This is a genomic window from Streptomyces sp. NPDC042259 (genome assembly GCF_055582085.1).
Window position 1 is genome coordinate 386,552 of record NZ_JBVJDW010000005.1, and the last position, 22,755, is coordinate 409,306.

The 22,755-nt window shown below is 73.1% G+C and carries 20 protein-coding genes; 8 read left to right on the plus strand and 12 right to left on the minus strand.

The window, feature by feature from the left end; translation table 11 throughout:
- The first annotated feature begins 141 nt into the window (after window positions 1-141).
- Complete coding sequence (locus tag ACZ6MA_RS17250; RefSeq protein WP_469434554.1) at window positions 142-1,293, plus strand: C40 family peptidase; 1,152 nt, start codon at window positions 142-144, stop codon at window positions 1,291-1,293.
- Window positions 1,294-1,303: 10 nt separating this feature from the next.
- Here the strand turns inward: ACZ6MA_RS17250 and ACZ6MA_RS17255 are convergent, their stop codons facing one another.
- The 5 genes from ACZ6MA_RS17255 to ACZ6MA_RS17275 all read right to left on the minus strand — a co-directional run bounded on the left by ACZ6MA_RS17255 (window position 1,304) and on the right by ACZ6MA_RS17275 (window position 6,908).
- On the minus strand, window positions 1,304-2,653 hold the full coding sequence (locus ACZ6MA_RS17255; protein ID WP_469434555.1) for a styrene monooxygenase/indole monooxygenase family protein: 1,350 nt from the start codon (window positions 2,651-2,653) through the stop codon (window positions 1,304-1,306).
- A 122-nt stretch (window positions 2,654-2,775) separates the two neighbouring features.
- On the minus strand, window positions 2,776-3,414 hold the full coding sequence (locus tag ACZ6MA_RS17260; protein WP_469434557.1) for a GTP-binding protein: 639 nt from the start codon (window positions 3,412-3,414) through the stop codon (window positions 2,776-2,778).
- Window positions 3,395-3,811: a DUF742 domain-containing protein gene (locus ACZ6MA_RS17265; protein ID WP_469434558.1), complete on the minus strand. Its 417-nt coding sequence runs from the start codon at window positions 3,809-3,811 to the stop codon at window positions 3,395-3,397. Before ACZ6MA_RS17265 ends, ACZ6MA_RS17260 begins: the two co-directional genes overlap by 20 nt.
- Complete coding sequence (locus tag ACZ6MA_RS17270; RefSeq protein ID WP_469434559.1) at window positions 3,808-4,320, minus strand: roadblock/LC7 domain-containing protein; 513 nt, start codon at window positions 4,318-4,320, stop codon at window positions 3,808-3,810. Before ACZ6MA_RS17270 ends, ACZ6MA_RS17265 begins: the two co-directional genes overlap by 4 nt.
- Complete coding sequence (locus ACZ6MA_RS17275; RefSeq protein WP_469434561.1) at window positions 4,317-6,908, minus strand: sensor histidine kinase; 2,592 nt, start codon at window positions 6,906-6,908, stop codon at window positions 4,317-4,319. The genes ACZ6MA_RS17270 and ACZ6MA_RS17275 overlap by 4 nt, the downstream gene beginning before the upstream one ends.
- A gap of 281 nt (window positions 6,909-7,189) precedes the next feature.
- Here ACZ6MA_RS17275 and ACZ6MA_RS17280 point away from each other — a divergent pair, with 281 nt between their 5' ends.
- Window positions 7,190-7,963 (plus strand): protein phosphatase 2C domain-containing protein, encoded by a 774-nt coding sequence (locus ACZ6MA_RS17280; protein WP_469434562.1) that lies wholly within the window; start codon window positions 7,190-7,192, stop codon window positions 7,961-7,963.
- 82 nt (window positions 7,964-8,045) lie between these two features.
- On the opposite strand, the gene ACZ6MA_RS17285 is transcribed toward ACZ6MA_RS17280, so the two are convergent.
- Window positions 8,046-8,540, minus strand: a complete 495-nt coding sequence (locus ACZ6MA_RS17285; protein WP_469434564.1) for a MarR family winged helix-turn-helix transcriptional regulator — start codon at window positions 8,538-8,540, stop codon at window positions 8,046-8,048.
- A 284-nt stretch (window positions 8,541-8,824) separates the two neighbouring features.
- Here ACZ6MA_RS17285 and ACZ6MA_RS17290 point away from each other — a divergent pair, with 284 nt between their 5' ends.
- Entirely contained in the window at window positions 8,825-9,019 is a 195-nt protein-coding gene (locus ACZ6MA_RS17290) for a hypothetical protein (protein WP_469434566.1), read from the plus strand.
- A gap of 108 nt (window positions 9,020-9,127) precedes the next feature.
- Here the strand turns inward: ACZ6MA_RS17290 and ACZ6MA_RS17295 are convergent, their stop codons facing one another.
- Window positions 9,128-12,010 carry a M4 family metallopeptidase gene (locus ACZ6MA_RS17295; protein ID WP_469434568.1) on the minus strand — a complete coding sequence of 961 codons (2,883 nt, stop codon included), beginning with the start codon at window positions 12,008-12,010 and terminating at the stop codon, window positions 9,128-9,130.
- Between the two features lie 99 nt (window positions 12,011-12,109).
- Here ACZ6MA_RS17295 and ACZ6MA_RS17300 point away from each other — a divergent pair, with 99 nt between their 5' ends.
- On the plus strand, window positions 12,110-13,120 hold the full coding sequence (locus ACZ6MA_RS17300; protein ID WP_469434569.1) for a helix-turn-helix domain-containing protein: 1,011 nt from the start codon (window positions 12,110-12,112) through the stop codon (window positions 13,118-13,120).
- A 21-nt stretch (window positions 13,121-13,141) separates the two neighbouring features.
- Here the strand turns inward: ACZ6MA_RS17300 and ACZ6MA_RS17305 are convergent, their stop codons facing one another.
- Window positions 13,142-13,714, minus strand: coding sequence for a PadR family transcriptional regulator (locus ACZ6MA_RS17305; RefSeq protein WP_469434571.1), 573 nt, complete (start codon window positions 13,712-13,714; stop codon window positions 13,142-13,144).
- 93 nt (window positions 13,715-13,807) lie between these two features.
- Between ACZ6MA_RS17305 and ACZ6MA_RS17310 the strand changes: the two genes are divergently transcribed.
- Both ACZ6MA_RS17310 and ACZ6MA_RS17315 read left to right on the plus strand, forming a co-directional pair.
- Window positions 13,808-14,248, plus strand: a complete 441-nt coding sequence (locus ACZ6MA_RS17310) for a nuclear transport factor 2 family protein (RefSeq protein WP_469434572.1) — start codon at window positions 13,808-13,810, stop codon at window positions 14,246-14,248.
- Between the two features lie 87 nt (window positions 14,249-14,335).
- A complete protein-coding gene (locus tag ACZ6MA_RS17315; RefSeq protein ID WP_469434573.1) occupies window positions 14,336-15,169 on the plus strand; it encodes a pentapeptide repeat-containing protein in 834 nt (277 codons plus the stop codon).
- 40 nt (window positions 15,170-15,209) lie between these two features.
- On the opposite strand, the gene ACZ6MA_RS17320 is transcribed toward ACZ6MA_RS17315, so the two are convergent.
- The 3 genes from ACZ6MA_RS17320 to ACZ6MA_RS17330 all read right to left on the minus strand — a co-directional run bounded on the left by ACZ6MA_RS17320 (window position 15,210) and on the right by ACZ6MA_RS17330 (window position 19,440).
- Window positions 15,210-15,797 carry a Uma2 family endonuclease gene (locus ACZ6MA_RS17320; protein WP_469434575.1) on the minus strand — a complete coding sequence of 196 codons (588 nt, stop codon included), beginning with the start codon at window positions 15,795-15,797 and terminating at the stop codon, window positions 15,210-15,212.
- Window positions 15,798-15,916: 119 nt separating this feature from the next.
- Complete coding sequence (gene lon, locus ACZ6MA_RS17325; protein WP_469434576.1) at window positions 15,917-18,331, minus strand: endopeptidase La; 2,415 nt, start codon at window positions 18,329-18,331, stop codon at window positions 15,917-15,919.
- A gap of 113 nt (window positions 18,332-18,444) precedes the next feature.
- Window positions 18,445-19,440 carry a helix-turn-helix domain-containing protein gene (locus ACZ6MA_RS17330; protein ID WP_469434579.1) on the minus strand — a complete coding sequence of 332 codons (996 nt, stop codon included), beginning with the start codon at window positions 19,438-19,440 and terminating at the stop codon, window positions 18,445-18,447.
- 130 nt (window positions 19,441-19,570) lie between these two features.
- Here ACZ6MA_RS17330 and ACZ6MA_RS17335 point away from each other — a divergent pair, with 130 nt between their 5' ends.
- Window positions 19,571-20,452, plus strand: a complete 882-nt coding sequence (locus ACZ6MA_RS17335) for an NAD(P)-dependent oxidoreductase (RefSeq protein WP_469434580.1) — start codon at window positions 19,571-19,573, stop codon at window positions 20,450-20,452.
- Window positions 20,453-20,697: 245 nt separating this feature from the next.
- Here the strand turns inward: ACZ6MA_RS17335 and ACZ6MA_RS17340 are convergent, their stop codons facing one another.
- Window positions 20,698-21,804, minus strand: coding sequence for a rhomboid-like protein (locus tag ACZ6MA_RS17340; RefSeq protein WP_469434581.1), 1,107 nt, complete (start codon window positions 21,802-21,804; stop codon window positions 20,698-20,700).
- 222 nt (window positions 21,805-22,026) lie between these two features.
- Between ACZ6MA_RS17340 and ACZ6MA_RS17345 the strand changes: the two genes are divergently transcribed.
- Window positions 22,027-22,743, plus strand: a complete 717-nt coding sequence (locus tag ACZ6MA_RS17345; protein ID WP_469434583.1) for a spermidine synthase family protein — start codon at window positions 22,027-22,029, stop codon at window positions 22,741-22,743.
- Window positions 22,744-22,755 lie beyond the last annotated feature (12 nt).

A 22,755-nucleotide genomic window follows, 5' to 3' on the forward strand; every position in this document is an offset into this window, starting at 1 on the left:
GCCACGCCGGGTGGGTGACGAACAGTCAACCAAGGAGTGACCGGGTTAGGCGGATTCGCCCAGCGGACTGCCATTAGTACTACTGACATGGCACGATCCTCCTGGGGCTGACGACTACGCCCCATTACCGGAGGTGTAGTTGTGTCAGGACGGTCAGGGCGGTTCGTGCAAGCGGTCTGCACGGCGGCGCTCGTCGCGAGCGCCACACTCGTACTGCCCGCGCCGTCGGCGGTGGCCGCGCCCGCCGACCCGCCCGACCAGTCGGTCAGCGCCCTCCTCAGCCGTCTTCAGACCCTCTATCAGCAGACCGAAGAGGCCACGGAGACCTACAACGCGACCGAGGAGAAGCTGAAGAAGCAGCGCGCCAAGGTCAACCGGCTCAACGAGGACCTGGCCAACGCCCGCGTCGCGCTGGACGGCAGCCGCAACGACGCGGGACGGCTGGCCCGGGAGCAGTACCGCGGGGTCGACAACCCGCTCTCCCCCTACATGCGCTTCCTGCTCAGCGGCGACGCCCGGCAGGCCCTGGACCAGGGGCACGAGCTGAAGCGGGCCGCGGGCCGGCGCGCCGCCACGGTCGAGCGCCTCACCGGGGGCGAGAAGCGGGCCGCCTCCCTCGCCGCGCAGGCCCGCGACGCGCTCAATGTGCAGGAGGCGCTCGCGGCCAAGCAGAAGCAGCAGCGCGACACCGTCCGCAAGCGGCTGGACGCCGTCGAGCGGCTGCTCGCCTCGATGACCGGCGAGCAGTTGGAGCGGCTGCGGAAGCTGGAGCAGCAGGGCATCACCGAGGCGCAGCGCAAGCTGGTCGACTCGGGGAAGCTGGGCGGCTCGGTGAACCCCTCCGAGGTCGGCGGGAAGGCCGTGGAGTTCGCCATGCGCCAGGTCGGGAAGCCGTATGTGTGGGGGGCCGCGGGCCCGGACTCCTTCGACTGCTCGGGGCTGACCTCCCAGGCGTGGGCGCACGCCGGCGGCGCGATCCCCCGGACCAGCCAGGAGCAGTGGAAGACGCTGCCGAGGGTGCCGCTGAACGAGCTGCGCCCGGGCGATCTGATCCTCTACTTCGAGGGTGCCACCCATGTGGCGCTCTACATCGGCGACGGCCGGGTGATACAGGCACCCCGGCCCGGCGCGTTCGTGAAGGTCTCGCCGATCGCGGCGAACCCGCTGCTCGGCGCGGTGCGTCCGGACGCGGGCAAGGCCCCGCTGCGCGCGTACGTCCCGCCGAAGCTGCCCGAGGGCGCCGGGGCCGGTGCGGACACCGGGTACGGCTCGGCGGGCGCGCCGGGCCGGTAGCCCGGCACGGTCAGCCCGCCTCCTCCGCGCCGACGCCCGCCGCCCTGTCGCCCTCCTCACCGCCGTCCTCCCCGCTGTCCTCCCCGCTGTCGCCCTCTTCGCCGTCGCCCTCCGCCTCGCCGGTGTCCCGCACATACGCGTCGGCCTTCGCGGAGTCGAAGAAGAAGTGTTCGAAGTCCGCGGGGTCGTCGAAGCCGTTGGCGATGCGGTCCGCGACGGGCTGGAGGCGGCCCGCCGCGCCGATGAGGTTCAGGACGTGCGGGGGCGGGGGCGCCAGCATCGCGTTGGTCCATTTCGTCGCGGGCCGGGCGGTGGCCCAGAACCGCTCGAAGACCGCTCGCATCCACACCGCGTCGAAGGGCGCGCCGCCGCGCGCGACGATCGCTTCGAGGTAGGAGGCCGCGCACTTGGCGGCCAGGTTCGCCCCCTGGCCGGTGACCGGGTCGTTGGCCACGACGACGTCACCGACGCCGAGGACCACCCCGCCCGACGGCAGCCGTCCGACGGGGTGCCGGACGGTCGGGGTGTAGCGGCCGACGAGGGTGGCGTTGGCGTCGGTCAGCTCGACCTTCGTGGCACGCGCGTACTCCCAGGGGGTGAAGCGCTCCATCAGTTCCAGGGTGCGCACCAGGTGCTCGCCCGGGTCCTTGACGCCCTGGAAGACGTCGATCGGGCCGCCCGGTATGCCCTCCCAGAAGAGGATGTCGGCGTGGCCGGAGGTGGTGAGCGTGGGCATCACGAACAGCTCGCCGGCGCCCGGTACGAAGTTGCACCGCAGGGCGTCGTACTCGGGGTGTTCGTGGCGCGGGCCGAGCCCGTGGACGTAGGCGACGGCCAGTGACCGCTGGGGGGTGGCGTAGGGCGAGCGGGCGGCGTCGCGGCCGAACATCGACGCCAGCTCGCCCTTGCCCGTCGCGACCAGCACCAGCTCGTAGCGACGGGAGAGGAAGTCCAGGTCGGAGACGGCCGCGCCGTGGATGACGAGCCGCCCGCCGCGCTCGGCGAAGACGTCCATCCAGCCGGCCATCTTCACGCGCTGGTCGACGGACTGGGCGTAGCCGTCGAGACCGCCGGCCCAGTCGACGGTCCGCCGCCCGCCGCCCGGTCCGTGACCGGGCCCGGCCACGGACATGCCGAGGCCCTCGATGCGCGGCGCCCGGTTCTCCCAGAAGTTGAGCTTGAGGTCGCGCTCGTGGTCGAGCGCGGTGGCGAACATGACCTGGGTGGACATGACCCGGCCGGAACGGATCTCGTCGGCCGTGCGGTGGGACATCAGGGTCACGTCGTACCCCTTGGACTGGAGCCCGAGGGCCAGCTGGAGGCCGGACTGGCCGGCTCCGACGATGAGGATCCGTCGCATGGTCTGTCTTGACTCCCGCTCTGGCTCGGTACGAGGTCCTGGCCCGGTGCCGCCTCTCTCCTGTCGGGCCCCGGGCTCGTGGCGGGCTCATTCCGGCGACCGCCGGTACGCGGCCGCCGCGGTTACGCGGGGGCCGCGTCGAGGGCCTGCCGGACCAGGGTCAGCAGCGCGTCGACGACGGTCTCGCGCCGCCGGGCGTCGATGTCGACGACGGCCACGTACTCCGGCAGGGACAGCGCCTCCCGCACGTCCTGCGGCGCGTACCGGGCGGCGCCCTCGAAGTGGTTGACCGCGACGATGTACGGCAGTCCGCAGCTCTCGAAGTAGTCGAGGGCGGGGAAGCACTCCGTCAGCCGCCGGGTGTCGGCCATCACCACCGCGCCGATGGCCCCGCGCACCAGGTCGTCCCACATGAACCAGAAGCGCTTCTGGCCGGGGGTGCCGAAGAGGTACAGCACCAGGTCGGCGTCGAGGGTGATGCGGCCGAAGTCCATGGCGACGGTGGTCGTGGCCTTCTCCGGGATGGCGACGAGGTCGTCGAGTCCCTCGCTGGCGACCGTCATCACCGCCTCGGTACGCAGCGGGGTGATCTCGGAGACGGAGCCGACGAAGGTCGTCTTGCCGACGCCGAAGCCACCCGCCACGACGATCTTCGTGGCGGCGGGGGCCCGCGACCGGTCGGTCTGCCAGGCCCGCGGTTCTTCTTCGTCGCCGGGGGCCGCGGTCTTCGCGGCTATCGTGTCAGAGTCCGGAAAGTCCACTCAGCACCCTTTCGAGCAGCGCGCGGTCGGGCCGGCAGCCGCCGTACCCGATGCCGTACACGCGGATCCTTCCCTGGTCGGCCAGGTCGCCGAGGAGGACGCGCACGACGCCCAGCGGCATCTTCAGCAGCGCGGAGACCTCGGCGACCGACCGCAGTCGGCGGCAGAGCCCGATGATGGCGCGCACCTCGGGCATGAGCAGGGCGGCCAGTCCGCCGGTGACCGGCTCGGGCCACTCGCCGGGGTCGTCGAGCGCCGCCACGAACGTCTCCACGCGCAGGACGTGGCCGAAGCGGTACCGCCCGCCGGTGAGCGAGTACGGACGTACCCGCGCCGGTCTCCTGCCCGTCGCGACCCGTTCGGGGACGCGGAGGGGCAGGGGGTGGGTGAGGGTCACTTGACCGCCTCCACCGACCGCCGTAGCTCCCTGCGCAGTTCGGGGGTGAGGACGTGGCCGGCCCGGCCGACGAAGAGGGCCATGTGGTACGCGACGACGCTCATGTCGCAGTCGGGGGAGGTGTGGACGCCGAGCAGCGAGCCGTCGCTGATGGTCATGACGAAGAGGCTGCCGCCGTCCATGGCGACCATCGTCTGCTTGACGAAGCCGCCGTCCATCAGCGCCGCCGCCCCGGTCGTCAGGCTGCCGAGGCCGGCCACGATGGTGGCGAGGTCGGCGGTGGATCCCCGGGGGCTCTCCGGCTGTTCGCCGTCGGCGGCGGGCGCCGCCGGGTCGGAGGAGAGCAGCATCAGACCGTCGGAGGAGACGACGGCGACGGATTCGACGCCGGGCACCTCCTCGACGAGGTCGGTCAGCAGCCAGTGCAGATTGCGGGCTTCGTTGCTCAGCCCGTAACCGGTGGGACCGGCGGGGGTAACGGGGGTCGCCCCCCGGGAAAATGCAGTCAACCGCGTGCCTCCTCGACAGTGCCACCCTCGTCCCGCGCCCCCGCTGGGTGTTGATCAGTATTCCGGTCCACCAGCTCGGCTTCCACATCGCGCCGCCCGTCGCGCGCGCCCTGTTGGAACCCGGCGAGCTTGCGCCGCAGCGCCTCCGCGTCCACGCCTTGGCGCACCCGTGGTGCGGGGGGCTTGCGCGGCACGGCCTTGGGTGTCCGCTTGGGCAGGCCCGTGCCGGTGACGTCCGCCGGCCCGGGCCCGGGCCCGGCTTCCGGCTCCGGGGCCTGGGGCCGGTCCGGGGCCGGGGCGGGTGGTGGGGGTGGCGGGGCCGCGTGGCGGGCGTGCCGGCCCGTGGCCGTGGGCTGGCCGGGGATGGTCGGCTGGCCGGGGATCATCGTGGGCTGCTGGCCGGGGATCGTGTTGAGCCGGATGGCCCGCTCGGCGGCCTCGATCAGCGGGTCGGGCCGTCGTGGGCCGACCGTGTGCGCGGAACGGGGCGGCAGCTCGTGGGAGTTGGCCTCGGCGATGGAGCCGGGCAGGTGGACCGGCGGCGGCGCCGCGGCGCCCGGCACCGGGGGTGCGGTGGCGAAGTCGGTGACGACCGGGGGGCCGTCCGGCAGGAGCGTCCGGGGCAGCACCACGATCGCCGCGACCCCGCCGGGCCGCTGGTCGCGCAGTTGGACGCGCACCCCGTGCCGGGCGGCGAGCCGGGCGACGACGTACAGCCCGAGGCCCAGGGCCGGGCGGTCGTGCTGGTCGCCGCCGCCGGGCCGGGGGCCGCGCGGTTCCGGGTCGGCCAGCAGGGTGTTGAGTTCTTCGAGCCGCTCGGGGGCCATGCCGATGCCCTCGTCCTGGACGGACAGCATCAGTTCGCCGTTCTCCAGCAGCCAGCCGGAGATCTGCACCTGGACGTCGGGGGGCGAGAACGCCGTGCCGTTCTCCAGCAGCTCGGAGACCAGATGGCTCACGTCGTCCGCGGCGAACCCGGCGAGCTGGGCGCCCGGGGGCAGCGAGTGGATGCGGACCCGCTCGTACCGCTCGATCTCGCTGATGGACGCCCGCAGGACGTCGAGCAGCGGTACGGGCCCGTGGTGTCCGGAGCTGTGCTCGGCACCGGCGAGGACGAGCAGGTTCTCGCTGTGGCGGCGCATCCGGGTGGCGAGGTGATCGAGCTTGAAGAGGACTTCCAGCCGGTCGGGGTCCGCCTCGTTGGCCTCCATGGACTCGATGACGCTCAACTGGCGCTCGACGAGGCCGAGGGTGCGCAGCGACAGGCTGACGAAGGTGCCGTGCACCCGGCCGGAGAGTCCGGCGAGCCGCTCGGTGAGGTCCTGGGCCTGGGCGCGCAGCGTGTCCCGTTCGTCGGCGAGGGACTGGCGGGCGCCGATGAGGCGGGTGCGCTCGGCTTCCAGGCTCGCGATGCGCTCGCGGTCGCCGCCGACGGTCGCGCGGAGGGTGTCGAGGGAGCGGGCGATGTCCGCGAACTCGTCGTCGCGGCGGCGGCCGGCGACGGGCGGTGTCTTCGCCGCCGGGTCGGCACAGACCCGCCGGGCGCCGTCCCGCAGCGCGGTGAGCGGCCGGGTCACGGACCGGGCGCAGCCGATGCCGAGGCCGAGGGCGAGCAGCAGGCACGCGACGGCGACGGCGCCGCGCAGCTCCAGGGCCCGCAGGTCGGCGTCGCGCAGCTGCCGCGCGGCGGGGAGCTGGTCGGTGACGAGGGCCGTCTCGACGTCGCGCATCCGGTCGACGCGGGCCGTCAGGGCCGTGCGGACGCCGTCCTTGGGCAGGGCCGGGTCGGCGGGGGTGAGCCGCGGTTGGGCGGCGAGATGGGCGAGGTACTCCTCGGCGGCGGTGACCGGGGGGCCGGTGACCGTGTCGCGGAAGGCCTCGCGGACCGTGGCGGGTGCCCGGTCGGTGAAGTCGGCGCGCGCGGCCCGCTCGCGGAGGTCGGCCCGCTGCGCGGCGGCGCCGAGCGCGGGCTGTTTGCCGCCGGTGGTGAGCCCGGCGAGCAGCAGCCCGCGGGTGGCGGCGGCCTCCTCGACGGCGCGGCCGAGCGGCGGCAGGGCGTCCGCCCCGCCGCGGGCGGGCAGCCGCCCGGCGAGGCCGCCCAGGACGCCGTGCAGTGCCCGGACGGTGTCCGTGTAGGCGGTGAAGGCCGCCAAGGCGTCGCCGGGGCCGGTCAGTGCCCGGCGGCGCACCTCGGGGAGCGCGTCCAGCCGCTCGCGCACGGCGGCGGGCACGGCGGCGCGGACGGCGGGGAGCTGCCGGTCCACGCGGTCGCGCAGCTCGTCGGTGAGCCCGGCCCCGGTGGTGTCGGCGCGCCCGCCGGCCACGTAGAGCACCATGGCGTCGCGCTCGTCCGCGAGGGAGTGCGCGAGGGCCGTCGTGTCGCCGCCCGCCTCCGCGAGGCCGACGAGCCGCCGGGAGTCGGCGAGGTCGCGGGTGGCGTCGACGATGCCTAAGGCGCTCGCCCCGAGGACCGTGAGGGCCACGGCCGCGAGCGAGGCGACCAGCCGGTTACGTACGTGAGCGGTGCCCTCCGGCACCGCCGTGGTCTGCTGTTCGCGCTTCCCGCCCCGAAGCCGCTTCTTCCGCACCGGTGCTCACAATCTTCTCTCGCCGGTCCCACCCCTGGTACTCATTTGACCTTTTCAGCACCTCTGTAGGGCAGGTGCGCTTCGCCTGCCCGGCCACTCGAAGGAGTGAATGTCGGTGGGAAGTCGAACCTCGATCGGCGCCATTGCCCTCCTCTTCCGTCAGGTTCCGCGCCCGGTTGCGGAATCGGCTCCCGAAAGCGGCACGCTTGAAGAACGGCCGGACCGCCGGGGAGGATGCGCGCGCACGGCCGCCTATTTCGCCCGTCCGGCACACTGGCCGCATGCGCATCGAACTCGCCACCGAGCCGGGCGACCCCCGGCGCCCCAACGAGGACTTCGCGTCCGTGGCCCTGCCCGCCTCCGGCCGGGGCGGCGTGCTGGTGCTGCTGGACGGTGTGACACCGCCGCCGGCGGGCGGGGAGGGGTGTGCGCACGGCGTCCCGTGGTTCACGGCCCGGCTGGGCGGCGCGTTGCTGGAACTGGCCGTGGCCCGTGCGGATCTGACGCTGCGGCGGTGTCTGGCGGCGGCGATCACCCGTACCGCCGACGCCCATCGCGACACCTGTGACCTGACCCACCCGCGCACCCCGCAGGCGACCGTCGTCGCGGCCCGCTGGGACGACGTGCGGGTGGAGCATCTGGTGCTGTCCGACTCGGCGCTGCTCGTGGAGGACCCGGCCGGGGAGGTGACCGCCGTGCTGGACGACCGCATCGACCGGCTGTATGCCGTGGGTCCGGTGACGGACGCCCAACGCAACGCGGAGGGGGGCTTCTTCACGGCCGCCGCCGACCCGGACGTCGTGCGGCGCGCGGTCACCGGAACCCGCGCGCGGACGGACGTACGGGCACTCGCCGCGCTCAGTGACGGCGCGACGCGCTGGGTGGAGGTCTTCCGGGAGGGCGACTGGGCCGACTGCTTCGCCCTGCTGGGCAAGGAGGGCCCGCAGGGCCTGATCGACCGGGTACGCCTGGCGGAACGGGCCGACCCGGCGGGCCTGTCCTTCCGCCGCGGAAAGCCGCACGACGACGCGGCGGCCGTTTTCGCCGAGTTGTAGCCCCGGCTTGCCAGAACCAGCCCGTCCGGCGATTGAGGACGAAACGGCGGGTGAGCCGACAGCGGACGGGGGCCGGGCGGGGCTAAGACTCCGCGCTCACATTGAGCTGGTGGAGCAGCCGCGCCAGCTCGGCGATCTCCGCGCGGTCCCAGCCGGCGAGCTTGTGCACGTACTGGGCGCGCCGGGCGTTGCGTACGCGGGTGAAGCGGGCGCGGCCCTCCTCGGTGAGCTGGACCAGGGAGGCGCGGCCGTCGGCGGGGTCCGGGGCGCGGGTGACGAGGCCGAGGTCGGCGAGGGCGCGCAGCTGGCGGCTCATGGTGGCCTTGCCGACGCCGAAGTAGGCGGCGAGGTCCGTGGCGCGCTGGGTGCCGGCGTCCTCCAGGCGGACCAGCAGGCCGTAGGCCGCCGCCTCCAGGTCGGGGTGGACCGCGCGGGCCATCTCACCGGAGGAGGCGCGGGCGCGGCGCAGGAAGACGGCCAGCTCACGCTCCAGGGCGAGATACGCCTGGTCCACACCACTGCCGCCAGGGGTGTGCGAACCGGCGTCCTCGGGGGTCGGAGTACTGATCTGGTGCACGTCAGTGGCCCTCTCCAGCTTTTCAGCCGCTGAAATTTTCCTGAATCCACGGTCATCGCCGCAGCTCCGACAGTATTTCGCAGGAATAGACCAACGGAAGCACTGCGGGGGCCTATCCGGAGCGTGGCAGCGCCCGTACTTTTGTTGAGGAGCGACCTAATGGCATGACCACACCAATGGCGCTCCGGCCCTCTCCCCTCGCCCTCCTTGGCTCCCCCTACCCTCTCCCCTCCCCTCCCCTCCCCTCTCTCTTCCCCTCTCCCTGAGCATCACGGAGGCACTCCGTGCCCACCCCCAGGCCCCGCATTCCCCCTTCCGGCGGCCATCCCTCCGCCTCCTCCCCCCTCTCCGCCCTGCTCTACGCGCTGTCGTTGCTCTCCGCGCTCGTCCTCCTCGCCGCCTTCCCCGGCAGCCCCGTCGCCTCCGCCGGACAGCCCCACGGCTCCTACGCCCGGCTCCAGGCACCGGCGGACGGCTGACGCGGCGGAACGCGGTGCGGCGCCCACCGCGCCACACCGCGTCCACGGACGCCGGGCCCCCGGCACATCGGCTCCGGGGGCCCGGCCCATACCGCTCTCGTCCCGTCGTCAGCCGCAGGCGCCCGCCGGGCGGGTGCGGGTCACCAGGTCGGAGGTGCCGGTGGTGCCGTCGATCCACACCACCTGCTTGCCCGCCACGGCCGCCGCCGAGGACTGCTCACCCCGGTTGCAGGAGACGCGGCCCTTGCCGGAGCCGTCCGCCTGGAACTGCCACAGCTTGGGCATCGTCTCGTTGTGGTAGCCCGAGTCGGGCTGCTGCGCGGTGACGGTCACCGCCTCCTGGGAGACGGTGAGGTCGTAGGGGAAGAGCGCGTCGGCGCCCTTCTCCTTGCTGAGGTCGACGGCACCGGTGCCGTCGAGGTTCGCGCGGCGCACCGCCATCTGCCCGGCGTCGTCGCCCACCTCGTCCGCCAGCCAGAAGACGTGGCCGGCGTTGACACCGGTCTGGCCGATGGCCTCCGGGTTGCCGATCTGGGTCATCAGGGTCCGGCTGCCGCTCGTGAGGTCGAACACCTCGGTGCCCGCCTTGTAGGTGTCGCCCTCGGCGTACACCTTGGCGTACGCGATCTTGCCGCCGTTGAGGGACGGCAGGCCCGTCGCCAGCTCGGCCCGGCCGCCGTCCACCCAGGTCGGCACCTTGTCACCGGTGCGCAGATAGCCGACGTGGCGGCCCGCGAAGAACTCCATCTTCTCGAAGACGACCACACCGCCCTCGACCCGCACTCCGGAGAGGTCGGACGTGCTGGAGTACAGCTTCTTTATCGGGCCGCCCGCGAGCGGGCGCGACAGGATGTCCACGCCGGTCGGGCCGTACGCGGTCCAGGCCACGGTCTTGCCGTCCGTCGCCGGGTTCACGTGGTAGCGCCCGTCGTTGGGGCTGATCAGCTTCGGGCTGCCCTTGCCGTCGGCGCGGCCCGCGTAGACCGAGTACGGCTCGGAGCCGTCGTCGTTGGACTTGGCCGCCGTCCACCAGCCGCCGCCCGCGCCCACCCCGGTGCCCGAAGTGTTGAGCTTGCCCAGCAGCCGGTCGGAGTCGACGCCGAGGGCCAGCTCCCAGTTCGGGACGACACCGTGGGCGTTGAAGGAACGCTTGACGACGTTCAGTTCCTTGGCGGAGACCTTGAGCGCCTTGGCGGCGGCGAGCACCGCGTTGCGGCCCTCGGTGAAGCCGTCCAGGGGGGTCATGAACTCCGTCAGCGCCTTGTAGACGATCCTGTCGGCGAGGGTCCGGCCGACGTCCTCGCGGATGTCCCACAGGGCGCCCGAGAAGATGGTGGAGTTCAGGTGCACGCCGCCGTTGTCGGTGCCGAAGCCGACACCGAGGAAGTTCTTCGAGGTCGTGGCGCCGTCGTTGAGGTCGCGGAACGCGCAGTCGCGCGGTGACTTCGTGCGGCACAGGTTCTCGCCGAGCAGTCCGGCGGCCGGGTCGTCCATGGCCATGCCGGTGGCGTCCACGTCGAGGGCGTTGCCGAAGTAGTCGGCTACGGCCTCGTTGAGGGCGCCGGACTGGCCCGCGTAGACGAGGTTGGCGGAGTTCTCGACGACGCCGTGCGTCATCTCGTGGCCGACGACGTCCAGGTCGGCGGAGAGCGTCTTGTACTCGTCGTCGCCCCCGCCATACACCATCTTGGTGCCGTCCCAGAAGGCGTTGACGTACGCGTCGCCGAAGTAGGTGACGCCGACCAGCGAATTGATGGTCATGCCGCGGCCGTCGAGGCTGTCCCGGCCGTGCACCTTCTTGTAGTAGTCGAAGACCTTGCCGGCGGCCCAGTGCGCGTCGACCGCGCCGGCGTCGGTGGCCTCCTTGCCGAAGGTGGGGGTCGGCGAACCGAACTCCTTGATGCCCGACGGCCAGCGGCCGGAGACCTCACCGACGTCCTTGCCGCGCGCGTCCCAGGTGGAGAGGGTGTTCTTGCTGCCGCCCGCCATCCGGGACGGGTCACGCATGAGGTATTGGCCGCTCGCCTTGTCCTGGGTCAGGCCCAGCTCGACGGCCGTGCCGTCGTAGCGCACGCCCGAGCCCTTCACGCCCGGCTCGGTGGCACCGTCGCCGGGGCCCGCCGTGGTGCTGTCCGCCGTGCTCGTGGCTCCGCTGCCGCCCGCCGACCTGGGGGCACCGAACGTCTTGATGCCGCTGTAGTCCAGGACCGGGAAGCCGGCCTGGGCGTCGATGTAGACCTCGCGCAGCACCGGCTCGCCCGTGCCGGGGTGGGTGCCGCGCACGGTGATGTGGTGGGTGAGCACCCCGGGGCCCTTGGGCAGGACGACCAGTCCGCGTGCGGTGCCGGTGAGCGGGGCGGCCGGGGCGGCGCCCTTCTTCGGGGCGTCCTTGGTGGCCAGTTTCTGTCCGCCGAGCCGGGCGGCGGTCGCGGAGACGGCCCGCCGGACGGCCAGTTCCTCGCCGACCGTGGCCTCGGTGGCGACCTTCAGACCGGTGAAGTACTTGCCGGAGGTGCCGGTGACGACGCGCTTGCCGTCCTTCTTCTCCATCCGCACGACGTACTGGCCGCCGAGGACGTCGACACCGCGGTGCTTCTGCTGCAGCCGTACGGTCTCCCCCGTGCCCCGGCTGAGCGTCTGTACGGGCTTGAGGTCACGGCGCGGATCGGCGATGCGGTAGCGGCTCTGCTTGTCGGCGAGGTGTCCGCGGGCCGCGTCGGCGGCGCTGCCCGTCGGCCGCACCGCCTCCCGGATGCCGTCCACCAGTGCCGGGGTCGCGGTATTCGTCCCCGGGATCACATCCGCCGGGCTCCGGCCGGGCTCCGCCGCGTGGGCGGGCACCGCGGTGGCTATGAGCGCGGCGGCACCGAGCAATGCCGCCGCGCCCGATATTCCGCTTTTGCTGCTCGATCTTCCTGAACGTGCTCTGGGCTTACGCAAGGATTTCCCTCCGTACGTGCCTGACCGCCGGACATCTCCGGGCAGCGCCATGCAACTGGGTGGGGCGCGAACTCATCAATGGGGTGCGGGGGTTCAGTAGTGAACATGCACACTTGTGTGCGTTCCAGACCCCGGGTAACAATCACTCACATGATCGAGGGGGCGGAACTGCACGCCCTCGGCCTGGGGGAGGCCGAGGAGCGGGTCTACGAAGCGCTGCTGGACGGCCGGGCGCCGGACACGGCGGCCCTGGCTGCCGAACTGGGCCTGGATCGCGGTGAGTTGGATGCCGCTCTGGCCCGGCTGCGCGATCACGGCTTCACCCTGCCCGGCCCGCCGACGGCTCCGGGGGGCGGCCGGCCGCTGCCCCGGCCGGTGGCACCGGCCGCCGCCATCCGCACGCTGATCCACCGGCGGCAGGCCGAGCTGCATCTGAAGTCGGCCGAGTTGGAGCGATTACGCCTGTCGGCCGATCACATCGCGGGGCGGCTCAGCCCCGGCGGCACGGCCTTCGGGGGCGGCGTGGAAGCCGTCGCCGGCGCGGCGGCCATCGCCGAGCGCACGGCGTACCTGCTGGCCTCGGCCGAACGCGAGGTCGTCGTCCTGGACCGGCCGCCCTGCGCGGGCGGCATGGTGGCGGACCCGCTGTTCGAGACCCTGGTCGAGGCGCTGCCCGCCCGTGGCGTCGCGGTCCGCGTGGCCGTCCAGCGCGACGGCCTCTCCCCCGACCGGCTGCGGACGCTCACGGCCCTGGTGGGGCGCGGGGTGCGGGTGCGGACCGCCGGCGACGTCCTCACCCGTCTGATCGCCGTCGACGGGGTCACCCTGCTGCCGCCCGCCGACACCACCGACCCGGGGGCCTCGGCCCTGGTCATCGGGGAGACCCTGCTGCGTGACGCGCTGATCCCCCTCTTCGAGACGGTCTGGGACCGGGCGGTCCCCCTGGGCACCTCCGGCGGCGACGGCCGGGTTCCGGAGCAGCGCAAGGAGCTGCTCGGTCTGCTCGCGGCGGGTCTCAAGGACGAGGCCATAGCCCGCCGGCTCGGCGTCCACGTCCACACCGCCCGCCGTCGCATCAGCGCTCTGCTGAACTCGCTCGGCGCGGACACCCGCTTCCAGGCGGGCGCGCAGGCGACCTTGCGGGGCTGGCTGGACCGCTGACCGGCCGCGTAGCAGCCGGCCTCACCGCTCGGCGGCGCTCACCGCCCGCCTCTCCCGCAGGACGCCCGCGGCCCGCAGACACCAGTCGCGGTTCTCCCGTTCGAAGGCGAGACCGCGCAGACAGGTCAGATACGGCCCGATCCGCTCGCCCCGGAGCAGGAACTCCTCCTCGTCCGCCGCACCGCGCATCGTCCGCAGCAGCTCGCCGAACAGCTCGGCCTTGGCCGCGGCGACGGCCGCCCGCTCCTCCAGCTGTGCGATGACCGGTCCGCTGCCGACGCGGTCGGCGGCCCGGACCTTGACGAGCAGATCGTCGCGGATGAACGAGGGCTTCGACGCGGCGGCGGCGAACCGCTCCAGCTCGGCCGCGCCGGCGTCGGTGACGTGGAACAGCCGCTTGGTGGGCCGGCTCTCCTGGACCACCTCCCGGCCCGTGACCAGGCCTTCGCCCTCCAGCCTGGTCAGCTCGGCGTAGAGCTGCTGCGGCAGGGCGTGCCAGAAGTTCGCGACGCCGGCATCGAACGCCTTGGCCAACTGGTATCCGCTGCGCTCGCCGTCCAGCAGCGCCGCCAGCACGGCATGTCGCAAAGCCATCGGCTCGGCCCCTTCCCTTTCCCGGCCCGGGACCGCAGGATACCTACTCAAGAATCTGACTAGTCAGATTGATGACTGTTCTCAGGAGGAGCCATGGAGATCGCCGAACGCTTCCGCACCGCCGTGGAGAAGCGTGATCTCGAAGGAATGGAGGGCCTGTTCACCGAGGACGTCCGCTTCTACAGCCCGGTGAAGTTCGTCCCCTTCGAGGGCCGGCCCATGGTGCTGGGCCTGCTCGGCGTTCTGCTGCGCACGTTCGAGGACTTCCGCTACGTCGGCCGGTTCGAGGGCACGGCCGAGACCGGCACGGACGGCTCCGAGGCCGCGTCGGAGATCCTGCTCTTCCGGGCCACGGTCGACGGCAAGCAGATCCACGGCATCGACATGCTGCAGTTCGACGAGGAAGGTCTGATCAAGGAATTCACGGTGATGGTCCGCCCGCAGTCCGCCGTGCGGACGCTGGGGCAGGCGGTGTTCGCGGGCCTGGTGGCGGACGGCCTCGTCCCGGCTGCGCCCGGCCCGTCCGGCGGCTGAGGACGCCGGCGACATCGGGGAGAATGGGAAGCGACCGAGGGCATCGCGGACAGGCGCGGCGCTCACCCCCGCCAGGAGTACGAGACCTTGCCGAAGCAGCACGAGGCCCCGACCCCCGCCCCGGACCGCGCCGACCTGCGATCGGACTGCGGAAGCTGCTTCGGGCTGTGCTGCGTCGCACTGCCCTTCGCGGCCTCGGCGGACTTCGCGGTGAACAAGGACGCGGGCAAGCCGTGCTCGAACCTCACGGCGGATTTCACCTGCGGCATCCACACCCGGCTCCGCGACCGGGGCTTCTCCGGCTGCACCGTCTTCGACTGCTTCGGCGCGGGCCAGAAGGTCTCCCAGGTCACCTTCCTCGGCCGGAACTGGCGGGAGGCCCCCGAATCGGCCCGGCAGATGTTCGACGTGTTCCCCGTCATGCGGCAGCTCCACGAGCTGCTGTGGTACCTGACGGAGGCCCTGTCGATGCCGGCCGCGCGCTCCCTGCGCGGTGACCTGCGCCGCGCCCTGGACGACACCGACCGGCTGACGCGCGGCAGCGCGGAGGAACTCACGAAGGTGGACGTGGCCGAGGTCCGGGCCGGGGTGAACGCCCTGCTGCTGCGCACCAGCGAACTCGTACGGGCCGGTGTCCCGGGCCGCAAGAAGAACCACCGGGGGGCCGACCTCATCGGCGCCAGGCTGGGTGGTGCGAACCTGCGGGGCGCGAACCTGCGGGGCGCCTACCTCATCGCGGCCGACCTGAAGAACGCCGATCTGCGGTCGGCGGACCTGATAGGCGCGGACTTCCGCGACGCCGACCTGTCCGGCGCGGACCTGACCGATACCCTCTTCCTCACCCAGGCCCAGCTCAACGCGGCGAAGGGCTCCCCCACGACGAAGCTGCCGCCGACGCTCAACCGGCCGGCGCACTGGTAGGTCACCACCGGCCGGTCGGACCCGGCCCGTGGGGCAGGTCTCAGTCCCGGGGGAAGTCGTCGGTATGCAGGGACAGGCCGACGACCGTGTCCGTCAGGTCGGCCGCCTCGCCGAAGTCATAGGTGCGCTCGGCCCGGTACTCGCCGTCCTTGGGCTGCGTGAAGAGGTGGCATCGACCGGAGTAGGGGTCGACGATGAGGTACACGGGGACACCGGCGGTCGCGTAGACGGCCTTCTTCGGACCGTAGTCATTGGCGGCGGTGTCCTTGGAAATCACCTCGACGACACACTCGATGTCCTGGTAACGCCAACGCCCTTTGGAATCCTTGGCCGCCCCCTGAGCGAGGGCCACCAGATCAGTCGCGTAGCCGTTGAGGCGACCGGGGAAGTCGATGCGCACGTCGGACTTGAGCTGCTGCCTCGCGTACCGGGTCCGCAACTGCTCATAGAGGTCGGCGATGATGTCCCAGTGCGTGTCCCGTTGCGGCGACATGTAGATGGCCCCCTCGACGATCTCTACCTTGTAGCCCTCGGGGACGGGCATCCGCTCCAGCCAGTCGAACATCATGTCCAGGCTGAGCTCGTCGCTGTCGGCCATCTCGATCCTGTCGGTCAGCTCGATGGTCACCGTGCGCTCCTCCCCCTGCCGCGCGTATCGCCGGCAGCCGCGCAGTACAACGATACGCACGCGCCCCGGGACACGCCCGTGGCCGGCCCCCGCGGGGGCCGGCCACGGGCTCGGCGCCGCTAGGCCGCGGCCGCGATCTCCGGTGCCGGCTGCGAGACGGCCGTCGCCGGTTCGAGGGCCAGTTCCAGGACCTGGCGGACGTCCGAGACCGGGTGGACGTCGAGGGTGGCGAGGACCTCCGCCGGGACGTCGTCCAGGTCGGCTTCGTTGCGCTTGGGGATGACGACGGTGGTCACCCCCGCGCGGTGCGCGGCCAGCAGCTTCTGCTTGACGCCGCCGACGGGCAGCACCCGGCCGGTCAGCGAGACCTCGCCCGTCATGGCGACGTCCGGGCGGACCCGGCGGCCGGAGAGCAGGGAGGCCAGGGCCGTCGTCATCGTGACGCCCGCGCTCGGACCGTCCTTGGGGACCGCGCCCGCGGGGACGTGGAGGTGGACGCCGCGCTCCTTGAAGTCGCCGACGGGCAGTTCCAGTTCGGCGCCGTGGGAGCGGAGGAAGGACAGCGCGATCCGAGCGGACTCCTTCATCACATCGCCCAGCTGGCCGGTCAGGGTCAGGCCCGCCGCGCCCGTCTCGGGGTCGGCGAGGGAGGCTTCCACGAAGAGCACGTCGCCGCCCGCGCCGGTCACCGCGAGGCCCGTCGCCACACCGGGTACGGACGTGCGGCGCTCGGCCGGGTCCTGGGCGGACTCGGGCGTGTGGTGCGGGCGGCCGATCAGGGCCCGCAGGTCGTCCGCGCCCAGGGTCACGGGCAGTTCCCGCTCGCCCAGTTCGTGCTGGGCCGCGGTCTTGCGCAGCAGCCGGGCGATCGAGCGCTCCAGGGTGCGCACGCCCGCCTCCCGGGTGTACTCGCCCGCGAGCTTGCGCAGGGCGTCGTCCGCCAGCACGACCTCGTCCGGCTCCAGGCCCGCGCGCTCCAGCTGCCGGGGCAGCAGGTGGTCGCGGGCGATGGTGACCTTCTCGTCCTCGGTGTAACCGTCCAGCCGCACCAGTTCCATGCGGTCGAGCAGCGCCTCCGGGATCGACTCCAGGACGTTGGCCGTGGCCAGGAAGACCACGTCCGACAGGTCGAGTTCGACCTCCAGGTAGTGGTCCCGGAAGGTGTGGTTCTGTGCCGGGTCCAGGACCTCCAGGAGGGCGGCGGCCGGGTCGCCCCGGTAGTCGGAGCCGACCTTGTCGATCTCGTCGAGCAGGACGACCGGGTTCATCGAACCGGCCTCCTTGACCGCCCGTACGATCCGGCCGGGCAGGGCGCCCACGTAGGTGCGGCGGTGGCCGCGGATCTCCGCCTCGTCCCGCACGCCGCCCAGGGCGACGCGCACGAACTTCCGGCCCATGGCGCGGGCGACCGATTCGCCCAACGACGTCTTTCCGACACCGGGCGGGCCGACGAGCGCCAGCACCGCGCCCCCGCGCCGCCCGCCGACCACGCCCAGCCCCCGGTCGGCGCGCCGCTTTCGCACCGCCAGGTATTCGGTGATCCGTTCCTTGACGTCCGCGAGGCCCGCGTGGTCGGCGTCGAGCACGGCCTTGGCGCCGGTGATGTCGTAGGCGTCCTCGGTGCGCTCGTTCCACGGCAGTTCCAGCACCGTGTCGAGCCAGGTGCGGATCCAGCCGCCCTCCGGGCTCTGGTCGGAGGCGCGCTCCAGCTTGTCGACCTCCTTCAGGGCCGCCTCGCGGACCTTGTCCGGCAGGTCGGCGGCCTCGACGCGGTCGCGGTAGTCGTCGGACTCGTTCTTCGGGTCGCCGTTGAGTTCGGCCAGTTCCTTGCGGACGGCGTCGAGCTGGCGGCGGAGCAGGAACTCGCGCTGCTGCTTGTCGACGCCCTCCTGGACGTCCTTGGCGATGGACTCGGCGACGTCCTGCTCGGCGAGGTGGTCGCTCAGCCGGACGACGGCGAGCTTGAGCCGGGCCACCGGGTCGGCGGTCTCCAGCAGCTCGACGCGCTGGGCGACGGTGAGGAAGGGGGAGTAGCCGGAGTTGTCGGCGAGCTGGGCGACGTCGTCGATCTGCTGGACCCGGTCCACGACCTGCCAGGCACCGCGCTTGCGGAGCCAGCTGGTGGCCAGCGCCTTGTACTCCTTCATCAGCTCGGTGACCGAGCCGGGCAGCGGGTCGGGGGTGATCTCCTCGATCAGAGTGCCCTCGACCCACAGCGCGGCCCCGGGCCCGGTGGTGCCGGCCCCGATGCGGACGCGGCGGACGCCGCGGATGAGTGCGCCGGGGTCGCCGTCGGAGAGCCGGCCGACCTGCTCGACGGTGCCGAGGGTGCCGACGCCCGCGTACGTCCCCTCGATCCGGGGCACAAGCAGCACCCTTGGCTTGTTGTCGCCGGTGGCGGCGGCCTGGGCGGCCTCCACCGCGGCCCGTACCTCGGTATCGGTCAGATCGAGCGGCACCACCATGCCGGGCAGCACCACCTCGTCGTCGAGCGGCAGCACGGGCAGGGTGAGCGGTGTGGACGTCGAAGCCATGATCTCCCCTTCGGCAGGCAAGTTGAGTTATACCGACTCAATGCTTCTGACGCCGAGGGTGTTCCCGGGAGCAGGGGCGAGGGTGTTCGCTCTGAGCGATCATGGCTGAGTGATCATGTCGGGGTCGCCGCCGGGAAGGCCCGTCGGTATTCCGTCGGCGTGACGCCGAAGTGCAGGGTGAAGTGGCGGCGCAGATTGGCCCCGGTGCCCAGCCCGCTCAGTTCGCTGATCTTCTCGACCGGCAGTGCGGTCGACTCCAGCAGCGACTGGGCCCGGGCGAGCCGCTGGGTGAGCAGCCACCGCAGCGGGGTGGTGCCGGTGGCCGCCTGGAGGCGGCGGAAGAAGGTACGAGGGCTCATCCCGGCGCGCCGGGCCAGGTCGTCGACGGTCAGCGGCCGGTCCAGGTGCCCGGTGGCCCACTGGAGTACCGGCCCGAGGCCCTCGTCGTCGGCGGCGGGTACGGACGCCTCGACGTACTGCGCCTGCCCGCCGGGCCGGTGCGCGGGGACGACCAGGCGGCGGGCCAGCTGGTTGGCGACGTGCGCGCCGAGGTCGCGGCGGACCAGGTGCAGACACAGGTCGAGCCCGGCGGTGACCCCGGCGCTGGTGAGGACGTCGCCGTCGTCCACGTAGAGGACCGAGTCGTCGACGTCGACCTTCGGGTACCGCCGCGCGAGTTCCTCGGTGTGCAGCCAGTGGGCGGTGGCGCGGCGGCCGTCGAGGATCCCGGCGGCGGCGAGCGCGAAGGCACCGGCGCACAGGGACACCATGCGGGCACCGCCGTCGGCGGCCCGGCGCAGCGCGGTGAGGAGTTCCGGGGGGAGTTCGCGGCCGCCGTCGACACAGGCTTCCGGCACCGAGGGGACGATCACGGTGTCCGCGCCGGCCAGCGCGTCCAGCCCGTGCGGGGTGCGCAGCGCGAAGCCGCCCGCACCGGCCGCGGCCTGCGCCGAGTCTCCTCCGGCGGAGCAGAGCCGCAGGTCGTACCAGGGGTCGGCCAGGTCGTGGTGCGGGATGCCGAAGACCGTGCAGACCACCCCCAGCTCGTACAGGTCCCAGAACGGGACATCGTCGTCGATCACGGCTACGGCCACGGAACCAGCGCTCATGCCCGGCAGCGTATGGCAGGAATTTTTCGACGGCCGTCAGTTCTGCCACTGTCCGGGTCCGGCGGGCGGTGCGAGCGTGGTCCTGCTTGATCGTCTTCCGCGGCACCTGCCGCGACACCTTCTGCGGCACATGGGGAGAAACATCATGAGTGTGACCGTTCTCGGCCTGGGTTCGATGGGCACGGCACTGGCCGACGCCTTCCTCAAGGCCGGTCATCCGACCACCGTCTGGAACCGCTCGGCCGCCCGGGCCGACGCGCTCGCCGGGCGGGGGGCCGTCCGCGCGGGCTCGGTGCGCGACGCGGTCACCGCGAGCGAGCTGGTCGTGATCTGCGTGACGACCTACGACGACGTCCACGCGGTCCTCGGCCCCGTCGGGGGCGACCTCGCGGGCCGCACCCTCGTCAACCTCACCTCCGGCACGCCCGAGCAGGCCAGGGCCGCCGCCGCGTGGGCCGCCGGGCACGGCGCCGGTTATCTCGACGGGGCGGTCATGACGACCCCGCCGGGCATCGGGAGCGCGGAGTTCATGCTGCTCTACAGCGGCTCCCCGGCCGCGTTCGCCGCGCACCGGACGACGCTGGCGAGCCTGGGCGACCCCGTGGACCTGGGCGCGGACCCGGGCCTCGCCGCGCTCTACGACACGGCCCTGCTCGGCCTGATGTGGTCGGCGCTCGGCGGCTGGCTGCACGGCGCCGCGCTGACCGGCTCCGAGGGGGTGCCGGCGGGGGACTTCACGCCGGTGGCGATCCGCTGGCTGACCACCGTCTCCGGGTTCATGGCCACGTACGCGCCCCAGGTCGACGCCGGTCACTACCCGGGGGACGACGCCACCTTGGACATCCACCTCGCGTCGATGGACCACCTCGTCCACGCGAGCGAGGCGGGCGGCCTGGACGTCGGGCTGCCGCTGCTGTTCAAGGCGTTCGTCGCCCGGGCCGTCGCCGCGGGCCACGGCGGCGACAGCTACGCGCGCCTGATCGAGGTCGTCCGCGCCGGGGGCCGGGCATGAGCGCACCACGGACCACCGCGGCGTGGGCCCGTCTCGTCGTCGAAGCGGCCGAGGAGTGCACCGCCGTCCTGGAGCGGGGCGCGGCGCAGGACTGGTCCGTGCCCGCCGGGGACCTCGACTGGACCTGTCACGCGACGCTCGACCACCTGGCGCTCGGCCTCGTCGGCTACGCGGGGCTGCTCACCGCGAAGCCGGCCGACCGCTACATCACGCTCTTCGCCTCACTGGACCCCAAGGCCCCGGTCTCAGCCCGGCTGGAGGGCATCCGCATCGCCGCGTCGCTGCTCGCGGGCACCGTCCGGGGTGCGGGGCCTCGGGACCGCGCCTGGCATCCGTGGGGCCACTCCGACGGGGCCGGCTTCGCCGCCATGAGCGTGGTGGAGACCGTCGTCCACACCCATGACGTGGCGCGGGGCCTCGGGCTCGGCTGGAGCCCGCCCGACGGGCTCTGCGCGCCCGCCCTCGAACGGCTCTTCCCCGGCGCCCCGCGGGGCCATGCCCCCGGGCGCACCCTCCTGTGGTGCACGGGCCGGGGCGTACTGCCGGGGCAGCCACGGCGGGAACAGTGGCAATGGGACGGCTCGGTCCGCTGAGAGGGCGTCCTTCCCGACGGCTCGGTCCGCTGAGAGCGCGGCCTCGCGGACGGCATCGGCGCTCCTTCGGCCGGCCGCGTCGCGGACCAGCGGCAGACAGGCCAGCCCGGTCAGCAGCGCGATGGGGTGGCCCCAGCTGGCGAGGGGGTCGGCGAACTCGATCAGGTCCTGGGCGCACATCGCGCCCGCCACGCCGAGCAGGGCCCACCGCCCGCCGGGCCGCAGCAGTCCGGACAGCGCGCCGACGCAGGCCATCAGCCCGAAGCTGATGCCGTAGTCGAGGCGGTGCAGCGAGGCCGCCGGCAGCCGGCCGGCGGCGACGGCGCCCGCCACCGGAAGCTCGGTCGCGAGCGTGGCCAGCACATGGCCGAGCAGGAAGACCCCGGCGGCGCGGCCCCCGCCGACGCGGCGCTCCAGCGCGGTGACGACGAGGAGGAAGGCCACGCCGTAGAGGGAGTAGAGCCCGCCCGCGATCCACAGGGCGCTGGCCACGAGGACGAACAGCGGACGCTCGGCGAGGTGTGCCGCGTCGGTGCTGGAGTCGCGCAGGAGCCGGCCGACGGTCGCCTGGTCGCCGAAGTCCGCGTAGAGGGCGGTGCCGAGCAGGACCAGGGCGTAGCAGAACGTGAACGGCGTGCCGGTGGGGGTGGGCAGCGCCCGGGCGAGGCGGCGGAGGCGGGACGGCGCACCGGGCGCGGTCGCGCCGCTTGCGGTCCGCGTGGCGGTGGCCGAAACGTCGGCGGCGTCCACCTCGGTCACTCGGCCGAGCCCCTTTCCAGCCCCTTTCCGCGGGGCCCTTCCGGGTATGCGCGGCGGCCGTGCGGCGGGCCCTCGGAAAAAGGCCGCGCACCGGTCGCCCCAAGAACACTAAGGTGCGCCGTGGCCTGCCGGATCCCGTCCGGCAGTGACCCCTGTCACCTCTGTCAACCGCACACCCGCCCCTTGCGTCCGCCGAGCATCATCACCCTCCCGGAGGCCCGCATGACCGCCCCGTACGTCCGCTACGACCACGACACCGAGGCCGCGCCCGTCATCGTCGAGCGCCGGGAGGGTCCGTACGGCGAGGTGGTGCTCAGACGGCGCGGGGCCGGGGCGCGCGCGGTGTACGAGATCATCGCCAACGGCTGTTTCCTGATGGACACCTCCGACGGCCGTTCCGAGCGGCTGCTGGTCGACGCCGCGCTCGCCGCGCTGCCCGCCGGGCGCCCCGGTCCCACCGTCCTGATCGGCGGGCTCGGGGTGGGCTTCTCGCTCGCGCACGCGGCCGCCGAGCCACGCTGGGGGCGCGTCACGGTCGTCGAGCGGGAGGCGGCGGTCATCGACTGGCACCGCACCGGGCCGCTGGCCGCGATCTCCGCCGAGGCGCTCGCCGACCCGCGTACGGAGATCCTCCACACCGATCTCGTCGCCCACGTCCGCACCCCGGGAACCGTCTACGACGCGCTGTGCCTCGACATCGACAACGGGCCCGGCTGGATGGTCACGGAGGACAACGGGGGGCTCTACTCCCCCACCGGTCTCGCGGCCTGCCGGGCCCGGCTGACGCCCGGCGGGGTGCTCGCCGTGTGGTCCGCGCAGCCCTCTGCGGAGTTCGAGGACGCCCTCCGTAATGCCGGGTTCGACGGGGTAAGGACCGAAGAGATCACCGTTGCCCGGGGCGTCCCGGACGTGGTCCACCTCGCGGTCAAGGCCGCGTAGCCGTCCCCCGCC

Excerpts from the sequence above, each read along its gene's own strand:
- ACZ6MA_RS17255 (WP_469434555.1), bottom strand. The coding sequence starts at position 2,653 with ATGCGACGGATCCTCATCGTCGGAGCCGGCCAGTCCGGCCTCCAGCTG.
- ACZ6MA_RS17280 (WP_469434562.1), top strand. The coding sequence starts at position 7,190 with ATGCGCATCGAACTCGCCACCGAGCCGGGCGACCCCCGGCGCCCCAAC.
- ACZ6MA_RS17295 (WP_469434568.1), bottom strand. The coding sequence starts at position 12,010 with ATGGCGCTGCCCGGAGATGTCCGGCGGTCAGGCACGTACGGAGGGAAA.
- ACZ6MA_RS17300 (WP_469434569.1), top strand. The coding sequence starts at position 12,110 with ATGATCGAGGGGGCGGAACTGCACGCCCTCGGCCTGGGGGAGGCCGAG.
- ACZ6MA_RS17305 (WP_469434571.1), bottom strand. The coding sequence starts at position 13,714 with ATGGCTTTGCGACATGCCGTGCTGGCGGCGCTGCTGGACGGCGAGCGC.
- ACZ6MA_RS17310 (WP_469434572.1), top strand. The coding sequence starts at position 13,808 with ATGGAGATCGCCGAACGCTTCCGCACCGCCGTGGAGAAGCGTGATCTC.
- lon (WP_469434576.1), bottom strand. The coding sequence starts at position 18,331 with ATGGCTTCGACGTCCACACCGCTCACCCTGCCCGTGCTGCCGCTCGAC.
- ACZ6MA_RS17330 (WP_469434579.1), bottom strand. The coding sequence starts at position 19,440 with ATGAGCGCTGGTTCCGTGGCCGTAGCCGTGATCGACGACGATGTCCCG.
- ACZ6MA_RS17335 (WP_469434580.1), top strand. The coding sequence starts at position 19,571 with ATGGGGAGAAACATCATGAGTGTGACCGTTCTCGGCCTGGGTTCGATG.
- ACZ6MA_RS17345 (WP_469434583.1), top strand. The coding sequence starts at position 22,027 with ATGACCGCCCCGTACGTCCGCTACGACCACGACACCGAGGCCGCGCCC.